A 17844-nucleotide genomic window follows, 5' to 3' on the forward strand; every position below is an offset into this window, starting at 1 on the left:
ATGGAAACCCGAGCCCATCATGTGTTGATCGGCCTGTTCACGGTGATTGTGGTGGCGGGCGCCCTGCTCTTCGGTCTGTGGCTGGCCAAGTCCAGTGTCGACACCGAGTTCAAGGATTATGAAATCGTCTTCAACGAGGCGGTCAGCGGCCTGTCCCGGGGCAGCCCGGTGCAGTACAGCGGGATCAAGGTCGGCGATGTGGTCAGCCTGCGCCTCGACCCGAAAGACCCGCGTCGGGTGCTGGCACGGATTCGTCTGGCGGGCGACACGCCGGTCAAGGAAGACACCGAGGCCAAACTCGCTCTGGCCGGGATCACCGGCACCTCGATCATCCAGCTCAGCGGGGGTACGCCGCAAAGCCCGAAACTCAAGGGCCATGACGGCAATCTGCCGACCATCGTCGCCTCGCCCTCGCCCATCTCGAGGCTGCTCAGTGACAGCAACGATTTGATGAGCGGGGTCACGACGTTGCTCAGTAATGCCAATCAGATGTTCTCCGCCGACAACATCGAGCGCGTCAGCAAAACCCTCGAACACCTGGAACAGACCACCGGTTCGATCAACGATCAGCGCGGTGACCTGCGTCAGGCCATGCAGCAACTGGCGACGGTCGGCAAACAGGCGGGCAACATGCTCGAACAGACGTCTGCGCTGATGCGCAACGCCAACGGCCTGCTCAACGATCAGGGCAAACAGGCGCTGGGCAGTGCCGAACAGGCGATGAAATCCCTGGAGCAAAGCAGCGTCACCATCAACGGCCTGCTCAGCAAGAATCAGAATTCCCTCGACAGCGGCATGCAGGGTCTCAACGGTCTGGCCCCGGCGATCCGCGAACTGCGTGAAACCCTGAATTCGCTGCGCGCCATTTCCCAACGCCTGGAGGCCAACCCCAGTGGTTACCTGCTGGGCAGTGACAAGAACAAGGAGTTCACGCCATGAAGCTGACTCACCTCGCCCTCCTCGCCGGCTTCACGCTGATCAGCGCGTGTTCGATCCTGCCCAAGTCCGAACCGTCGGATGTCTATCGCCTGCCGGCGGCACAGGCGCCCGCCTCGGCCAGTTCGGCGGCGACACAGCACTGGTCGCTGCGCCTGAACAAACTGCAGGCCAGCGAAGCGCTGAACCGGCCGGGCATCGCGGTGATTCCTCAGGGTGATGTGATCAGCACTTATAAGGCCTCGCGCTGGAGCGATCCGGCACCGGTGCTGGTGCGTAACCGGTTGCTCGATGGCTTCCAGCGCGATGGCCGGGTATCGCTGTTGAGCACCGATGACAGCAACTTCCAGGCGGACCTGGAACTGGGCGGTAGCCTGCAGGCGTTTCAGACCGAGTATCAGGGCCCGCAGGCCAGCGTGGTGGTGCGGGTGGATGCATTGCTGGTGCGCGGTTATGACCAGCGGATTCTCGCCAGTCGCCGCTTCGAAGAGCGTCAGCCGCTCAATGATGTGAAAGTCCCGGCGGTGGTTGCCGGGTTTGGTCAGGCCAGTGATCGGCTCACCGCGAAGGTGGTGGCGTGGGCGGTGGAGCAAGGGCAGAAAGTTGCCCCACCTGCCCGGCCTTGAGCCTTAACCGAAGAACCAGTAGCAGACGCCAATAGCGCCGAGCACGCCCGCGAGTTCGGCCAGCAGCGCGCAACCCACGGCATGCCGGGCGCGCTGGATGCCCACGGCGCCGAAGTACACCGCCAGTACGTAGAACGTGGTTTCGGTGCTGCCCTGGATCGTCGCCGCGACCAACGCCGGGAAGCTGTCCACGCCCGAGGTCTTCATGGTTTCGATCAGCATCGCCCGGGCGGCGCTGCCCGAGAACGGTTTGACCATCGCGGTCGGCAGCGCATCGACAAAGCGCGTGTCCCAGCCGGCCCACTGCACCAGATGACGGATGCCGTCTAGCCCGAAATCCAAAGCGCCTGATGCGCGCAACACGCCGATGGCGCAGAGCATCGCCACCAGATACGGCAGCAGGTTCTTGGCGACGTCGAAACCTTCCTTCGCACCTTCGACGAACGCCTCGTAGACCTTCACCTTGCGCAAGGCGCCGATCACCAGGAACAACATGATCAGACCGAACAGCGTCAGGTTGCCGAGGATCGACGACAGCCCTGCCAGCGCAGTGGCCGACATCGTTGCGAGCAACGCCATGAAGCCGCCGAGGATCAGCGCGCCGGGAATCAGGTAGGCCAGCACCACTGGGTCCCAGACCCGCAGGCGCTGCATGAGCGCCACCGACAGGAAGCCGACGATGGTCGAGCAACTGGTGGCCAAAAGGATTGGCAGGAACACCAGCGTCGGGTCCGGCGCGCCTTGCTGGGCGCGGTACATGAAGATCGTTACCGGCAACAGGGTCAGGGATGACGCGTTGAGCACCAGAAACAGGATCTGCGCGTTACTGGCGATGGTGGAACTGGGGTTGAGCTCTTGCAGCGCCTTCATGGCTTTAAGGCCGATCGGCGTGGCGGCGTTGTCCAGGCCCAGGCCGTTGGCGGCAAAGTTGAGGGTGATCAGGCCGATGGCCGGATGCCCCGCCGGCACTTCCGGCATCAGCCGCAGGAACAGCGGGCCTAGCGCTTTGGCCAGCCATTCGACGATCCCGGCCTTCTCGGCGATGCGCAGGAAGCCCAGCCACAGGGTCAGCGTGCCGAACAGCAGCACCATGACCTCGACCGACAGCTTGGCCATGGCAAAAATGCTTTCCACCATCGCCGCGAAGATCCCGGCGTTGCCGCCGATCAGCCATTGCCCCAGCGCCGAAACGGCCGCCACGATGAAGAAGCCAAGCCACAGGCCATTAAGCATCAGTCAAATCCCCCGGAAGATGCGGCGAATGATAGCGGGGTCGCCAGAAACGACAAACCCCGGATTTCTCCGGGGTTTGTCAGGGCTACACAGGGGCGACGATCAGTTCTTGGAAATCTCGCCGGCCGGCAGTTTTTCCTTGCTGCGCCAGTGCGGCAGCGAGTTCCAGTAGCGCTGGCCCTTGGCGTCGTCGTACATGCCTTCCCAACGGGCGATGACCAGTACGGCGAGGGCGTTGCCGATCACGTTCAGGGCGGTACGCGCCATGTCCATCACACGGTCGACACCGGCGATGAAGGCCAGGCCTTCCAGCGGAATACCCACGCTGCCCAGGGTGGCCAGCAGTACCACGAAGGACACACCCGGTACGCCGGCGATGCCTTTGGAGGTGACCATCAGGGTCAGAACCAGCAGCAGTTGCTGGCTGATCGACAGGTCGATGCCGTACAGCTGGGCAATGAAGATCGCCGCGATGGACTGGTACAGGGTCGAACCGTCGAGGTTGAACGAGTAACCGGTCGGCACCACGAAGCTGCAGATGGCTTTCGGTGCGCCGTAGGCTTCCATCTTCTCGATCACGCGTGGCAGTACGGTTTCCGAAGAAGCGGTGGAGTACGCCAGGACCAGCTCATCCTTGAAGATGCGCATCAGCTTGATCACCGAGAAGCCGAACATCTTGGCGATCAGACCCAGAATCACGAAGGCGAAGAAGGCGATGGCGACGTAAACCAGGATCACCAGCTTGGCCAGTGGCAGCAGCGAGGCGAAACCGAAGTTGGCCACGGTCACCGCGATCAGGGCGAACACGCCGATCGGGGCGTAGTTCATGATCATGTGGGTGACTTTGAACATGCTTTCCGAGACGCCCTGGAACATCTTCACCAGCGGCTCGCGCAGGTCCGACTGCAGGCTCGACAGACCGAGACCGAACAGCACGGAGAAGAAGATGATCGGCAGCATCTCGCCGCGGGCCATGGCGGCGAAGATGTTCGACGGGATCAGGTTGAGGATGGTCTCGATGAACGCGTGTTCATGCTGTACTTCGGCGGCGGTCGCCTGGTACTTGGAGATGTCCACGGTGCCCAGAGTGCTCATGTCGATGCCGGCACCCGGATGGAACAGGTTGGCCAGCAGCAGGCCGACGACAATGGCGATGGTGGTGACGATTTCGAAGTAGATGATGGTCTTGAGGCCGATACGCCCGAGCTTCTTGGCGTCGCCCACGCCGGCGATGCCGACGATCAGGGAAGAGATGACGATCGGGATCACGATCATCTTGATCAGACGGATAAAGATATCGCCTGCCGGTTGCAGGACGTTGCTGATCCACCAGGCCTTCTCGGCACTGAAATGGTTGAGCAACGCACCGATTGCAATCCCCAATACCAGACCGATGAGGATCTGCCAGGCGAGGCTAAGCTTTGCCTTCTTCATATTCTTTACCCTTACTTGCGTTTGACTCAAGGCACATGCAGGAACTGGAACGCTCTTGGCGGAAAAGTCTGTGCATCTGCCTCCGTATAAGGTGCCCCGAAGCGCGTGTTTACGGCTCTCCGGCAGGCGAAAAAAGGCGCAACTATTCCCATGCGGGGTTGCGCCGTCTAATGCCGTAAACGCCTACCCTATGCCGAATCGGCATGAGCTTTTTTAAATGAAACTGGCGTCCCAACCGGTTCGAATACGACATTTCGGCAGGCATAAGTGCCGTGAACCGGCCATTACAGCGTAGGTTGGTTATTTTTTGAACGAGTGATTTCGTCGAAAAATTTAGGAAAAAGCCTACGTCCGGAAACTAAATGTCCGACTTACTCGATCGACTCTTTCTAGATATACGGTCGCCAGGAAACACCGCGAAATGCTTTCGCACGCAGTGTGAGCGATAAAACGACGAGCAGAACGCTCTGGATCAACGTTTTGTCACGTTGAAAGCTCAGCGCAAGTCCGTCGAACCGTTCCGGTTGGCGAACTTGCGTCGCAGCTTTTACCCTGACCCGGCCCTCATCGCAGGCACTCCCTGTACCCGTAGGTCACTCCGACCCTGCAACAGTCAGAACGTCCCGGCCCCCTGGTCATGCACCGGCCTTCCTCGGGCGGGCGCAATGGAGGACAGCCTTTCAGCTGCCCTCATGTTCAATACCAGTTCGGATCCTTCTTGAGCGTTTCCATCAACAGATTCTGCATGCCCTGATCGGGTTTGCCGAGGAAGCGGTAGGTGGCATGTCGCGTTGGCGACTTGTCGGCCGGCAGTCCTTCAGGCACATCGACGAGCATGGCGTAAGCGTGTTTCTTGTCGAAGCTGAACGCGACGATCAAGCGGTGGTTGAGGCACTTGTCCTGCGATTCGCAGAGCGGCCCGACCAGGTACTTGTCGCCATCTTCAGTGACGGCATTCATCTGTTGGTCTGGCGTACCGGAGAGGTTCATCACCCATTCCGGCAGGCGTTCTTCCTTCTTCACCACGCCTTCCCAGGTCTCCCTGTATTGCGGGTCTGAACTCAACAGTTCGTTGACCCGCGTCTGGCCATCATTGGCCGCCATCGCCATGGCACTGCCGCCCAGAAGCAGGGCGGCTGCCAGTGTCTTTAGAGCACTCATGGTCAACCTCGGCCGCGACGGCCGAAAAAGAACGAGGCGATGAACATCACCAGGAATACGACAAAGAGAATCTTGGCGATACCCGTGGCGGTGCCCGCGATACCACCGAAGCCCAGTACCGCAGCGATGATGGCAATGATCAGGAATGTGATTGCCCAGCTCAACATGGTGATTCTCCTTGTTTCTATTTAGGGATGTTGCCGGTCTCGGCGCAGCGGCGCCCAGATTCGTGGATCAGAAAACCCAGCGTTCTTCACGCGGCATGTCGCCCAGCGGCTGAGGCTGGTCGACATCCATCATGCGCATTGCGCCGCTTTCGGCGTGGCTGCTGTTGACGGCGCTGAAGTGTGTCTGCGTCGCGTGTTGCATGGAAATCAGGGGTTCAGGGTGCTGACTCTGTTCCCAGCGCAGGTACTGCTGGCAGGCGAGCAGGGTGATCAACAGCGCGAGTGCGCCAAACAGGCCCTGCTGAAGATGCAGGGGCGAGATACGCAGTTGGGCGGCACGTTGGCGAGTCATCCTGGGTTCCTCACTCTTATTGGGTTAGGGCAGTGCTTATCTGCCCGGGCTGAGAGAGGTATTGCAGCCGGCATGCCAGCTTTTTTGTTTAAAAAAATTCAATAAAATCAGATAGTTATGAGTGGTGTGAAAATTTATGACGACGCATCCTGCACGATGGGTCATCCACGGTCGTGCGAAATGCACGAATGTTTCGTAGGAGAAATCATTCTTTTTGAATTGAGAGCAGGGTGTGGATGTCAGAAACATAAGCAGGCAAATGCCTGAAAAGCGTCGATTTGGAAAAAAATCAACAAAATCAGCTAATTAGCCGTTAGAGCAGGAGAGAGCTACCCTGCTATGACTGGAATCGATCAGAATCAACCATGCAACTTGCCCGATTTTTCCGGGACTAACCCAAGACATTCACTTATGGAGCGTAGGAAAAATGGAATCAGCCACTGAGCATCAAGGCCGCATTCTGCTGGTGGATGATGAATCCGCCATCCTGCGAACCTTCCGTTATTGCCTCGAAGACGAAGGCTATACGGTTGCCACCGCCAACAGCGCGGCCCAGGCCGATGCGCTGTTGCAGCGTCAGGTGTTCGATCTGTGCTTTCTTGATCTGCGCCTCGGCGAAGACAACGGTCTCGACGTGCTGGCGCAGATGCGCATTCAGGCGCCATGGATGCGGGTGGTGATCGTCACCGCCCATTCGGCTGTCGATACGGCGGTCGATGCCATTCAGGCCGGTGCCGCCGACTACCTGGTCAAACCCTGCAGCCCTGACCAGTTGCGCCTGGCCACCGCCAAGCAGCTTGAAGTACGCCAGTTGTCTGCGCGTCTGGAAGCCCTCGAAGGCGAGATTCGCAAACCCAAGGACGGACTCGATTCCCACAGCCCGGCGATGAAAGTCGTTCTGGAAACGGCGCGGCAAGTGGCGAGTACTGACGCCAATATCCTGATCCTCGGCGAGTCCGGCACCGGCAAAGGTGAACTGGCCCGGGCCATTCACGGCTGGAGCAAGCGCGAGAAGAAATCCTGCGTCACCATCAATTGCCCGTCGCTGACTGCTGAACTGATGGAAAGCGAGCTGTTCGGTCACAGTCGCGGTGCGTTCACCGGGGCCAGCGAAAGCACCCTGGGCCGGGTCAACCAGGCAGATGGCGGTACGCTGTTTCTCGACGAGATCGGCGATTTTCCTCTGACGTTGCAACCCAAGTTGCTGCGTTTCATCCAGGACAAGGAATACGAGCGGGTAGGGGATCCGGTCACCCGCCGCGCCGATGTACGCATTCTCGCGGCGACCAACCTCAACCTTGAAGACATGGTGCGCGACGGTCGTTTCCGAGAAGACCTGCTGTATCGCCTGAACGTCATCACCCTGCATTTGCCTCCATTGCGCGAGCGGGCCGAAGACATCCTGACCCTGGCCGACCGCTTCCTGGCCCGCTTCGTGAAGGAATATGCCCGTCCCGCCCGCGGCTTCAGCGACGAGGCTCGGGAAGCGCTGTTGGGTTACCGCTGGCCAGGCAACATCCGTGAGCTGCGCAACGTGGTCGAGCGGGCGAGTATCATTTGTCCGCAGGAGCGTGTAGAGATCAGCCACCTCGGCATGGCTGAACAGCCGGCCAACAATGCCCCGCGGGTTGGCGCGGCCCTGAGTCTCGATGAGCTCGAGAAGGCTCACATCGGCGCGGTGCTGGCGACCGCCGGCACCCTCGACCAGGCTGCCAAGACTCTCGGGATCGATGCCTCGACCCTGTATCGCAAGCGCAAGCAGTACAACCTGTGAGCGTGCGCCGATGAAACTGGCGATGAAGTTGCGGACCCGCTTGTTCCTGAGCATTTCCGCGCTGATCACCGTGGCCTTGCTCGGGCTGATGCTCGGGCTGGTCAGCGTGATGCAAATGGCCGGTACTCAGGAGGCATTGATCCGCAACAATTTCGTCACCCTCGATCTTGGGCTCAAGCTGCGTCAGACCTTGGGCGATCAATTGATCATGATGCTGGCCGAGAAGCCCGATCCGGTGGCCTTCGAAGCGTCCAAGCAGCGTTACTTCGAACTGCTCGACGAGGGCATCGCCCAGGAACAGAAAGACGATGGACGCCAGTACGGGTTCAGTCAGGCCAAGGCGGATTATCTGAATTTCCTCCAGGCGTTCGATGTTTCCCGCGACCCCGCTGCAGCCCTGAGTGGCAGTGGCGATCTGCGCGAGCGCTTCAACACCCTGCGCAACGGGTTGATCGCCGAGCACAAGCACGCGCTGGATAACATCAACTCCGTACAACACGCCGCCCGCGACCGGGCCTTGCTGATTGCCGGCCTGCTCGGGCTGGTGGGGCTGGCGGTGTTGATCATCGGTTTCATCACCGCCCAGGGGATTGCCCGCCGGTTTGGGGCTCCGATCGAAGCCCTGGCGAAAGCGGCAGACAACATCGGCCAAGGCAATTTCGAAGTAACCCTGCCGGTGTCCTCGGCCATGGAAATCAATCTGCTGACCCGGCGCTTCGGGTTGATGGCCGAAGCCCTTCGCGAGCATCAGGCGACCAATGTCGACGAACTGCTGGCCGGCCAGCAGCGCTTGCAGGCGGTGCTCGACAGCATCGACGACGGTCTGCTGATGATCGACCGTCAGGGGCACCTTGAGCACTTGAACCCGGTGGCACAGCGACAACTGGGCTGGGACAGTGACCGTTTCGGCCAGGGACTGGGCAGCGCCTTGCAGCGTCCGGAACTGGATGCGCAACTGCAACTGGTATTGCGCGGCGGCACCCTTGAGCGCGCACCGGAAGACTTGAGCGTCGAGGTCGATGGCGAATCCCGGCTGCTGACTTACAGCCTGACCCCGGTCAGCCATACCCAGGGCCATATTCTCGGCGCGGTGATGGTGCTGCACGACGTCACCGAACAGCGCGCGTTCGAGCGGGTGCGCAGCGAATTCGTGCTGCGTGCTTCCCACGAACTGCGTACGCCGGTGACCGGCATGCACATGGCGTTCGGGCTGTTTCGTGAACGGGCAAAGTTCCCGGCGGAGTCCCGTGAGTCCGATCTGCTCGATACCGTCAACGAAGAGATGCAGCGCTTGATGCAGTTGATCAATGATCTGCTGAATTTTTCGCGCTACCAGAGCGGCCTGCAGAAACTCACGCTGGCGCCGTGTTCCATCGAGGATTTGCTGGCCCAGGCGCAATTGCGTTTTGCCGATGCGGCGGCGCAGAAGGGGGTGGCGTTGAATGTCGAGGTGCAGAGCCCTTTGCCACGTTTGCAGGCCGATCAGGCCCAGTTGGATCGAGTTCTGGACAACCTGATCGACAACGCCTTGCGCCACACCGCCCGCGACGGGCAGATCCGCTTGCAGGCGCGCCGCCACGGCGAGCGGGTGATCATCAGTGTCGAGGACAATGGTGAAGGTATTGCCTACGGCCAGCAGGGCCGGATTTTCGAACCTTTCGTACAGGTCGGGCGCAAGAAGGGTGGCGCCGGGCTCGGATTGGCATTGTGCAAGGAAATTGTCCAGCTGCATGGCGGGCGGATGGGCGTCTATTCGCGGCCGGGGCAGGGCACGCAGTTCTACATGGCGCTGGCAGTTTAGGCTTCGTCGTCCATCCGGCGGCCGGCGAGCCGTCGTCCTCGGGTGATCAGCTCAATGAATTGCACGGCGCTCAAGGCATGGGCGAACAGCCAGCCCTGACCGAACTTCACGCCTTCGCTGCTGAGCAGCGCCGCTTGGGATTCATATTCGATACCCTCGGCGATCACTTTCAGATCCAGTGCCTGAGCCATGTGAATGATGTGCGGCGCGACACCGCTGCTGGCCGCGTCATGGCCGAGGGCGTCGATGAAGGCCTTGTCGATTTTCAGGCAGTCCACCGGCAGGGTCTGCAGGTAGGCGAGGCTGCAATAGCCGGTGCCGAAATCGTCGATCAGCACTTGGTGGCCCACATCGCGCAACGCTTGCAGGTTTTCCCGGGCCACCACTACATCGATCAGGCCGCGCTCGGTCACTTCAAATGCGATTTGCCGCGCCGCCACCCGATGCAGGCTTAGCAGCCGCGCCATGACCTGGCCGATGCGCGGCACCATCACATCGCATGCCGCCAGATTCACTGAGATATACAACTGCGGATTGGCCCGCAGCAGTTGGCCCAGTTGCTCCAACAGGCGCTGGAGGACGAAGTCTGTCATCTGGCGAATCTGCCCGGTGTTTTCCGCCATCGGGATGAACAGATCGGGACTGGTCAGCGTGCCATCCGGCCGGCGCCAGCGCAGCAGGGCTTCGGCGCCGACGCAGTTGCGGCTGTCGAGATCGAAGATCGGTTGATACAAAACCTGCAGTTCGCCCCGGCGAATGGCTCCGTGCAGTTCGGCGTCCAGTGACTGGCGCTGGCGCACGACCCAGAACACCACCACCCCCACCAATGCACCCAGCACCACACAGAACGGCACCATCCACCACCACAATTGCGGGATATGCATGCCGGTACGCGGTGTGATCAATACCAATTGATATTCCGGATTGTCGGTCGGCATGCGATAGATGAGACGGGTCTGAGTCACCTGCAGCGCGTCGGTGGATTGCGGCGGCCACGGTTCAGTCGGCGGCCAGGCCTGTGGCACGCCGAGCACTGGAATCGCCCGGGTCCCGTGATCCAGCACCACCAGCAGGCTGCTGTCGGGGGACAGGTCGACCATGTCGGTCAAATGCCCGCGAGAGGTGGCCACACGAAAGTTGCCGCGTCCGAGCATCAGCGCCGCGCGGTTTTCGTCGGGTTCGGTGGTGGTGTTCAGCCAATAGCTGTAGGTCGGGCCCTTGATGTCCGGCGGACGGACGACTGACAGGCCTTCCTGGCGCGGACGGTTCGAGCAGATGCGCGAAGCATCCATGTAGGCCGCTTCATAGACAAAGCGATAGTTGAAGGTCACCTGCTGCAATGTAGCGATCATCTCGTCGTCGCAGCTGCGCAGGGGCTGGGCCTCGAGGTCGTCGAGGCTTTCACGCAACTGGCCGAACAACTGCTCCAGGCGGGCCAGGAAGCGCTCACCCTGGGCGTTCATTTCCTGGCTTTCGCTCTGTTCGACCTGGTGCATAGCCACGAACAACCCGCCAGTGATCAGCAGGCCTGCGCTGAGGACAGCCGCCAGCATCGCCAGAAACCACGGACGATAAAACCAGCTGCGCAGTGTCTCTCGGGTGGCAACCATCATGGATATCCGAAGAGTTACCAATGAGTTATAGCTGCTGATTGCCTTTTCGCCCTGACCGTCGGGCGGGCGTCATTATTTTGTCTGATTCAACACCAGCAGCAACGCTGCGGTTTGCGCGTCCGGCATACCGTCGAAGCGGGAAGGGCGGAAGTGCATCTGAAAGGCTGCGAGAACATGACGGGTTGCCACATCCAGTTCGCCGTTCTGCGGCGTCGCGTAGCCCAGGCGTGCCAGTTGTGTCTGGAACCAGCTGATGCTCGGCAACTCGACGTCGAAACGAACTTGCTGACGGGCTACCGCCTGCTCATCGGGCCACAAGCCAAGGCCTTCGGCAGCCAGGCGCTTCCACGGGAACAATGGGCCCGGATCAAGCTTGCGCAGCGGTGCGATATCGCTGTGACCGATGATGTGATCCGGGCTGATCCCGTTGCGTTTACTGATGTCCCGGAGCAGCACGATCAGCGACTGTACCTGGGCCTCACTGTATGGATACCACACGCGTCCGGTCGGCGTGTCCTTGAAGCCTGGGTTGACGATTTCGATGCCGATGGAGCTTGAGTTCAGCCAGGTACGGCCTTGCCATTCGCTTTCGCCGGCATGCCAGGCACGGAGGTTTTCGTCCATCAGCTTGTAGATCGTGCCGTTCCTGTCATCGCCGATCAGGTAGTGGCTGCTGACTTCACCGTGGGTCAGTAGTTGCAGTGAACGCTCAAGGGAGGCGGAGGTGTAATGCACGATCACGAATTGCGCGCGGCTGTCGTGATTGGCAGAAGGATGGCTGGTGTCGTAGCGCGGTCCGCTGGCACAACCGGACAGAATGAGCAGCGATGCGATGAGGGCAAGGAATTTCATGGCAGTACACGTCAGTCAGTAATGCAACAGTGTAACGTACTGACTTGCATGCGAACGGCAAAAGGGCTCATTTAAATGAAATGGAACAATTGTCTTCAGCCCAGCTCCACCCGGTTACGTCCTGCATTTTTTGCCCGGTACAGTGCCTGATCGGCTCTTTTGAGCACAAGATCGCTGTGTTCTCCTGGCCTGAACGCTGCCAGTCCCATTGAAATGGTGATCGTCACCCGCTCGCCCTTGAAGTGAAACGGGCAGGCCTCGATGGCGGCGCGCAGGGTTTCCAGCAGTTTGGCACCGACGGCCGGCGTGGTGGCCGGCAGGAGCAGGACGAACTCCTCGCCGCCGAACCGGGCAATGAAATCGCTGTCACGCAGGCGCTTGCGCAGCACTGTGGCGATGATCTTCAACACCTTGTCGCCGGCCAGGTGCCCGTAGCTGTCGTTGATCCGTTTGAAGTGATCAAGGTCGAGCATGGCCAGGCTCAGGGTATTGCCATGCTGCTGCCATTGGGCGATTTCGTGGTCGAGCCGTTCGCCCCAGGCGGCGCGGTTGGGCAGCCCGGTAAGCGGATCGATCAGGGCTTTCTGGCGTTGCTCTTCAAGGTGTTCGCGGTAGCCGAGGGCTTCCTGCTCCATATGCGCCACGCGTTCGGCGAGGCTCTTCAAGCGGCCAGCCACCTCCTGTTCACGGGCGTCGCGCTGTTTCTGATGCTGGTCCATCGTGCCGAGCAGGCCTTCGAGGTGGTTTTCCAATACCTGCTTGAGGTCGTCCAGGTCTGCCGCTTCCTGCACGCTGTTCTGCAGGCCGTCGACCTGTTCACGGATCTGCGTGTCCATCGCTCGCGCCGCAGAGCTGTTGTCGGCGTGACCTTCGCTGGCGGCCTGCAGGTTGCTCTGGAACGCTTCGAGGCGTTCGTTGAGCTGCTGCAGATACGCCTCGAATTCGTGCTGGCCGCTATCGGTGATGGCCAGCATCAACGTCGCAAGATCGTCGAGGATCGGCAGCAATTCGTACCAGTTCAAGCCATTTTTCAGCCGGTCACGCATGGCTTCGGCTTGCGGGCGGTGACGCTCCGGCAGGGTCAGGTCATCCAGCAGCCCGATCAGCGTGTCTTCGATGTGCTTGGCCACCGAGCTGTAGGAGGGTTCGGGCGAATCCGGCAGGGCGTAGAGAATGTCATGCTCGGACTGCTCCGGATCGATGGCCGCGAGGGCCTGCGCGATGGGCTCGGGCAGGGGCAGGCTGTCGAGGAAAACCGGGGGCGGGTTGTCGCCGGGGTGGATCAGTTCGTCAGGATTGATGGCCGTTGGTGCCGACGGAGTGAAGACCGGAGGCGGCGCGAAGGTTGGCGGCTCTGATTCCGGCCCGGCTGGTTCCGGTTCGCCGGGAGTGGTAACGACTTCTGGAGGGATCCGGACCGGCTCGAAGGCCACCACTTCCGGCTCTGCAACATGCTCTGGTGTTGATAGTGGTGCGGGTGCTGAAGCCTGCGTTGGTGCGACAAGAGGTATGGCGACCGGTGCTTCGCTGACAGTGGCGATGGCTGCCGGTTCGGCGATTGCGACAGGCGCTTCTGGCATTGGCGCGCTTTCAGGCGCAGCGGGTGGTTGCGCTGGCTGAACGGCAGGAGACTTCACGACAGGCTGAGCCGCAGGTGCAGACGCTTCCTCGCTGTCGCGGCTGCCGAACAGGCGCTGCAACAATCCCGGACGTCCCGGTTCCGCCGGCGTCTCCAGTTGGCTCAACGCCTTGCCCTGCAAACCGCTGAGCTCGCTGAGCAGCAGCGGCATTTCCCGCGCCTGGCTGACCCGGCCATCAAGCTGCTTGGCGAATTTCTTCAGTGGCTGAGCGACATCCCGGGGCAGGGGGAGCGATTGCAGCTGAGCCACCAGCGAGTTCAGGGCGGTGCTGACCTGCTCGATCCGGGTTTCACGGCGTTGCTCGGAGTCGAGCACGGCTTTTTCAAGACGCGGCAACAGGGCGGCGAGTCTGGCATCCATGTCGTCGGTGCGCACCACGTCGCGCATTTCCTTCATGCATTGGTCGACCACGCGGTCGGTGCCTTCCGCCGCGAGAGTGCTACGCACCAGGCCGCGGCGCAGCAGGTCGAGCCGGGCGTCCCATCGACGTTCGAGCTTTTCCTGTTGTTCGATGCTTTTGAGGTATTTCTCTTTCCAGCGCTGGGCTTCGTCGCTCATTCAGGCGTTCCGCGAGGGGCAGGACTCAACGCGGGCAATGCATCGGCCGTGAGCGAACCCGGCAGACGAATCTCTACCGCGACGGGCAGGTGATCGGAAATCGGTTGGGCCAGCACTTCGACCTTTTCCAGGGTCAGGGTCGGGCTGAGCAGAATATGGTCCAGGCAACGCTGCGGGCGCCAGCTGGGGAATGTCGCTTCGAGTTGCGGAGCCAGCAGGCCGAGGTCGCGCAAGGGCGAGTGCTGCAGCAGGTCGCTGGCATGGGTGTTCATGTCACCCATCAGCACCTGATGCTTGTAGCCGCCGATCAGCTCGCGGATATAGGCCAGTTGCAGGGTGCGTACCCGGGCGCCGAGCGCCAGGTGCATCATCACCACCACCAGTGCCTCGGGACCTTCGCCGAAGCGCACCAGAATCGCCCCGCGACCTTTCGGTCCCGGCAGCGGATGGTCTTCGATCGCCCACGGACGCAGACGGCTGAGCACACCGTTGCTGTGCTGGGCCAGTCGGCCGAGGTTGCGATTGAGTTGTTGGTACCAGTAGGGGAAGGCGCCGAGCTGAGCCAGATGTTCGACCTGATTGACGTAGCCTGAACGCAGGCTGCCGCCATCGGCTTCCTGCAGGGCGACCAGATCGAAGTCGCCGAGCAGATTGCCGATCTTCTGCAGATTGCCGGAGCGGCCGGGGTGCGGCAGCAGATGCTGCCAGCTGCGAGTCAGGTAGTGCCGATAACGCTCGGTACTGATGCCGACCTGGATATTGAAGCTGAGCAAGCGCAAACGGCTGTCTGCGGGCAGGCCCGTGGATTCCAGGTGATGCTCGTTGACCTGCGGATCATGCAGGCCGACGAGACGTTCGGTTCCCCAGCGGCGCATGGCGACAGCCGCGCTTAGTTGGCGGCTGCCTTGTTGGCCGCTCGCTCTTTGGCAACCAGCTGGTCAGCCAGTTTCAGTGCTTCTTCGGCGCCGCCGGCAGAGCCGATGTCGAAGCGGTACTTGCCGTTGACGATCATGGTTGGAACGCCGGAGATTTCATATTTCTTGGCCAGTTCACGAGCCTTGACGATCTGGCCCTTGATGGCGAAGGAGTCGAAAGTGGCCAGGAACTTGTCCTTGTCCACGCCCTGGGTGGCGAGGAAGTCGGCCATGTCGTTCTTGTCGGTCAGCTTCTTGTGTTCTTTCTGGATCGCGTTGAACACGGCAGCGTGAACACTGTGCTCGACACCCATGGCTTCCAGGGTCAGGAACATCTGACCGTGAGCGTCCCACGGGCCGCCGAACATGGCAGGGATGCGTACGAAGTTGACGTCGGAAGGCAGTTTTTCAACCCATGGATTGATCACCGGCTCGAACGCGTAGCAGTGCGGGCAGCCGTACCAGAACAGCTCCACCACTTCGATCTTGCCAGGCACGGCAACCGGTACCGGGTTGCTCAGTTCGACGTAAGGGGCAGCAGGGGCTTCGGCGGCCTGGGCGGTCACGCCGAACAGGCTGGCAGCGACGAGGGCGGCGCTGATGATCAGATTACGCATGCTTTACTCCTGGACAATTTTGGTCGCCTCGCGCGACCTGTTTTCAGACAGATCCTGGCGGGCATGAGTTCTGTAGTGTAACGGCAGCGGCCACAAAAAAGGGCGGCCAAAGCCACCCTTTTTATACTTCATGCAACGGATTAATCGAGCGTTAACGTGGCAGGCATGGGCCATCGCACGCAACCCTCGAATCGCGCGTCTTAGTGCAGGCCTTGAATGTAGCTGGAGACCGCCGCGATGTCCTCGTCGCTCAGCTTGCGAGCTATGGTGCGCATAGTCATGGCATCGCCGTCGTTGCTGCGACCGGCCTCTTCCTTGCGGAAATCGGTCAGCTGCTTGGCGATGTATTGAGCGTGCTGGCCACCCAGGTGCGGGAAGCCGGCGGCGGCATTGCCCGCGCCGTTCGGCGAGTGGCAACCGGTGCAGGCGGGCAGGCCTTTTTCCAGGTTTCCGCCACGGAACAGCGCTTCACCGCGAGCGACGATCTTCGGATCGGCTGCGCCGACGCTGCCTTTCTGGCTGGCGAAATAGGCGGCGATGTCAGAGAGGTCCTGATCGCTAAGATTGGTCAGCAGCCCGGTCATTTCCAGAACGGTGCGCTTGCCCGACTTGATGTCGTGCAGCTGCTTGGTCAGGTAGCGTTCACCCTGTCCGGCCAGTTTTGGAAAGTTTGGCGCCATGCTGTTGCCATCCGGGCCATGGCAAGCCCCGCATACGGCCGCTTTCGCCTGGCCTGCGGCGGCATCGCCTGCAGCATGGGCGAAGCCTGAGATTCCCACGGTCAACAGCAGACTCACGATCAGTTTGTTCATCAGCTAATCCAACTACGGCTAAGGGTTAAGAGTTATGGACCGGGTTTACTTCCGCTCATCCAGAGGATGATGGCCTGGTAATCCTCGGCACTGCAGTCCATGCACAAACCACGCGGCGGCATCGCCTTGAAACCCTGGGTCACGTGTTGCACCAGCGTCTCCATACCTTTCGCCAACCTCGGCGTCCAAGCTTCCTGATCGCCTCTTCTGGGCGCCATGGGTAGTTGGCCGGAATGACAGGCACCACAAACACGGTTGTACACGGCTTCCGGATCCTGTGTAGCCTGTGCGCTGTAAAGCGGCATCAGAACTCCGGCAGCCAGCAGCCATTTCGTCATAAAACGACCTTTTCAGGGTTGAGAGCGATCTGCGTTCTGTTGCGCAATCCAAGTCTGTCGCTCTCGTGAACTTCATCCTTCGCTGGGACAAAGCACACACAAAATCTGCGGCATTATATACTGGCGTCACTGAAACGGAAGCGACACCGCGTTCCGCGCCCAATCCCGGCGCCGCCCACATCGGAAATCCCATGCAACTCAAGAATCCCATCCTCGGCCTGTGCCAACAGTCCACGTTCATGCTCAGTGCCGCCAAAGTCGATCAGTGCCCCGACGACGAAGGCTTCGAAGTGGCGTTCGCCGGTCGTTCCAACGCCGGTAAATCCAGCGCGCTGAACACTTTGACTCACGCCAGCCTGGCGCGCACCTCGAAAACCCCGGGTCGCACACAGCTATTGAACTTCTTCAAGCTAGACGATGAACGGCGTCTGGTCGACCTGCCGGGCTATGGTTATGCAAAAGTACCGATCCCGCTCAAGCAACACTGGCAGCGTCACCTCGAGGCTTACCTCGGTGGCCGCGAGAGTTTGAAGGGGCTGATTCTGATGATGGACATCCGTCATCCAATGACCGACTTCGACCTGCTGATGCTCGATTGGGCGGTTGCGGCCGGTATGCCGATGCACATTCTGCTGACCAAGGCTGACAAGCTGACCTACGGCGCAGCCAAGAACACGCTGCTCAAGGTGCAGTCGGAAATCCGTAAGGGGTGGGGCGACCTGGTGACAATCCAACTGTTCTCCGCACCAAAACGCATGGGCCTGGAAGAGGCTTACACCAAGCTGGCAGGCTGGATGGAACTGGCGGATAAGGGCTCTGAGTTGCCTGCCGAGTAAATCGCAGGCAAAAAAAGCCCCGGACTTCATATGGGGAGGGAGAAGTTCCGGGGTTCAAGTTCCGAACCGCTAGGGCGGGGTTCAGATATCTGCCAACACTTAACACAACATAGGAGCATCGAAGGGCTTCACCAGCCATTCAGTATCTCTGAGTGGCCTGTCGCAAGATTAGTTCAGATT

Annotated in this window: 17 protein-coding genes; 5 read left to right on the top strand and 12 right to left on the bottom strand. The window is 60.6% G+C overall.

The genetic code is table 11. The features are described 5' to 3' along the window. On the top strand, positions 1-939 hold the full coding sequence (locus NE357_RS00190; RefSeq protein WP_169428243.1) for an MlaD family protein: 939 nt from the start codon (positions 1-3) through the stop codon (positions 937-939). Continuing rightward, positions 936-1562, top strand: coding sequence for an ABC-type transport auxiliary lipoprotein family protein (locus NE357_RS00195; protein ID WP_169428244.1), 627 nt, complete (start codon positions 936-938; stop codon positions 1560-1562). Before NE357_RS00190 ends, NE357_RS00195 begins: the two co-directional genes overlap by 4 nt. A 3-nt stretch (positions 1563-1565) precedes the next feature. Here the strand turns inward: NE357_RS00195 and NE357_RS00200 are convergent, their stop codons facing one another. The 5 genes from NE357_RS00200 to NE357_RS00220 form a co-directional block, all read right to left on the bottom strand. Further along, entirely contained in the window at positions 1566-2795 is a 1230-nt protein-coding gene (locus NE357_RS00200) for a nucleoside recognition domain-containing protein (RefSeq protein ID WP_169428245.1), read from the bottom strand. Positions 2796-2897: 102 nt separating this feature from the next. After that, on the bottom strand, positions 2898-4229 hold the full coding sequence (gene gltP, locus NE357_RS00205) for a glutamate/aspartate:proton symporter GltP (protein ID WP_064379587.1): 1332 nt from the start codon (positions 4227-4229) through the stop codon (positions 2898-2900). Positions 4230-4925: 696 nt separating this feature from the next. Next, positions 4926-5390, bottom strand: a complete 465-nt coding sequence (locus tag NE357_RS00210) for an inhibitor of vertebrate lysozyme family protein (protein ID WP_169428246.1) — start codon at positions 5388-5390, stop codon at positions 4926-4928. Positions 5391-5392: 2 nt separating this feature from the next. Beyond that, positions 5393-5557, bottom strand: a complete 165-nt coding sequence (locus NE357_RS00215; RefSeq protein ID WP_003177151.1) for a DUF1328 domain-containing protein — start codon at positions 5555-5557, stop codon at positions 5393-5395. A gap of 67 nt (positions 5558-5624) precedes the next feature. After that, on the bottom strand, positions 5625-5909 hold the full coding sequence (locus NE357_RS00220) for a hypothetical protein (protein ID WP_169428247.1): 285 nt from the start codon (positions 5907-5909) through the stop codon (positions 5625-5627). A 427-nt stretch (positions 5910-6336) separates the two neighbouring features. On the opposite strand from NE357_RS00220, the gene algB reads away from it, so the two are divergent. Together algB and NE357_RS00230 are read left to right on the top strand one after the other, a co-directional pair. Next, the gene (algB, locus tag NE357_RS00225; RefSeq protein WP_025112294.1) at positions 6337-7683 is read left to right on the top strand and encodes a sigma-54-dependent response regulator transcription factor AlgB; all 1347 of its coding nucleotides are present in this window, start codon (positions 6337-6339) and stop codon (positions 7681-7683) included. 10 nt (positions 7684-7693) lie between these two features. Further along, positions 7694-9484, top strand: a complete 1791-nt coding sequence (locus NE357_RS00230) for a KinB sensor domain-containing domain (RefSeq protein WP_169428248.1) — start codon at positions 7694-7696, stop codon at positions 9482-9484. Here the strand turns inward: NE357_RS00230 and NE357_RS00235 are convergent. From NE357_RS00235 to NE357_RS00265, 7 genes are all read right to left on the bottom strand, one after another. Next, entirely contained in the window at positions 9481-11097 is a 1617-nt protein-coding gene (locus NE357_RS00235) for an EAL domain-containing protein (RefSeq protein ID WP_169428249.1), read from the bottom strand. The two genes, NE357_RS00230 and NE357_RS00235, sit on opposite strands and share 4 nt — an antisense overlap. 72 nt (positions 11098-11169) lie before the next feature. Further along, positions 11170-11949: an N-acetylmuramoyl-L-alanine amidase gene (locus NE357_RS00240; RefSeq protein WP_169428250.1), complete on the bottom strand. Its 780-nt coding sequence runs from the start codon at positions 11947-11949 to the stop codon at positions 11170-11172. Between the two features lie 95 nt (positions 11950-12044). Next, positions 12045-14147: a diguanylate cyclase gene (locus NE357_RS00245; RefSeq protein ID WP_169428251.1), complete on the bottom strand. Its 2103-nt coding sequence runs from the start codon at positions 14145-14147 to the stop codon at positions 12045-12047. After that, positions 14144-15022 (bottom strand): endonuclease/exonuclease/phosphatase family protein, encoded by an 879-nt coding sequence (locus NE357_RS00250; protein ID WP_169428252.1) that lies wholly within the window; start codon positions 15020-15022, stop codon positions 14144-14146. The genes NE357_RS00245 and NE357_RS00250 overlap by 4 nt, the downstream gene beginning before the upstream one ends. A gap of 14 nt (positions 15023-15036) precedes the next feature. Beyond that, positions 15037-15678: a thiol:disulfide interchange protein DsbA/DsbL gene (locus tag NE357_RS00255; protein ID WP_085713046.1), complete on the bottom strand. Its 642-nt coding sequence runs from the start codon at positions 15676-15678 to the stop codon at positions 15037-15039. A gap of 200 nt (positions 15679-15878) precedes the next feature. Then, entirely contained in the window at positions 15879-16490 is a 612-nt protein-coding gene (locus tag NE357_RS00260; protein WP_169428253.1) for a c-type cytochrome, read from the bottom strand. A gap of 32 nt (positions 16491-16522) precedes the next feature. Next, positions 16523-16828 carry a c-type cytochrome gene (locus NE357_RS00265; protein WP_085713044.1) on the bottom strand — a complete coding sequence of 102 codons (306 nt, stop codon included), beginning with the start codon at positions 16826-16828 and terminating at the stop codon, positions 16523-16525. 191 nt (positions 16829-17019) lie between these two features. Here NE357_RS00265 and yihA point away from each other — a divergent pair, with 191 nt between their 5' ends. Further along, a complete protein-coding gene (gene yihA, locus NE357_RS00270; protein ID WP_169428254.1) occupies positions 17020-17664 on the top strand; it encodes a ribosome biogenesis GTP-binding protein YihA/YsxC in 645 nt (214 codons plus the stop codon). Positions 17665-17844: the final 180 nt, after the last annotated feature.

The sequence above is a fragment of the Pseudomonas sp. G7(2022) genome (assembly GCF_052660475.1).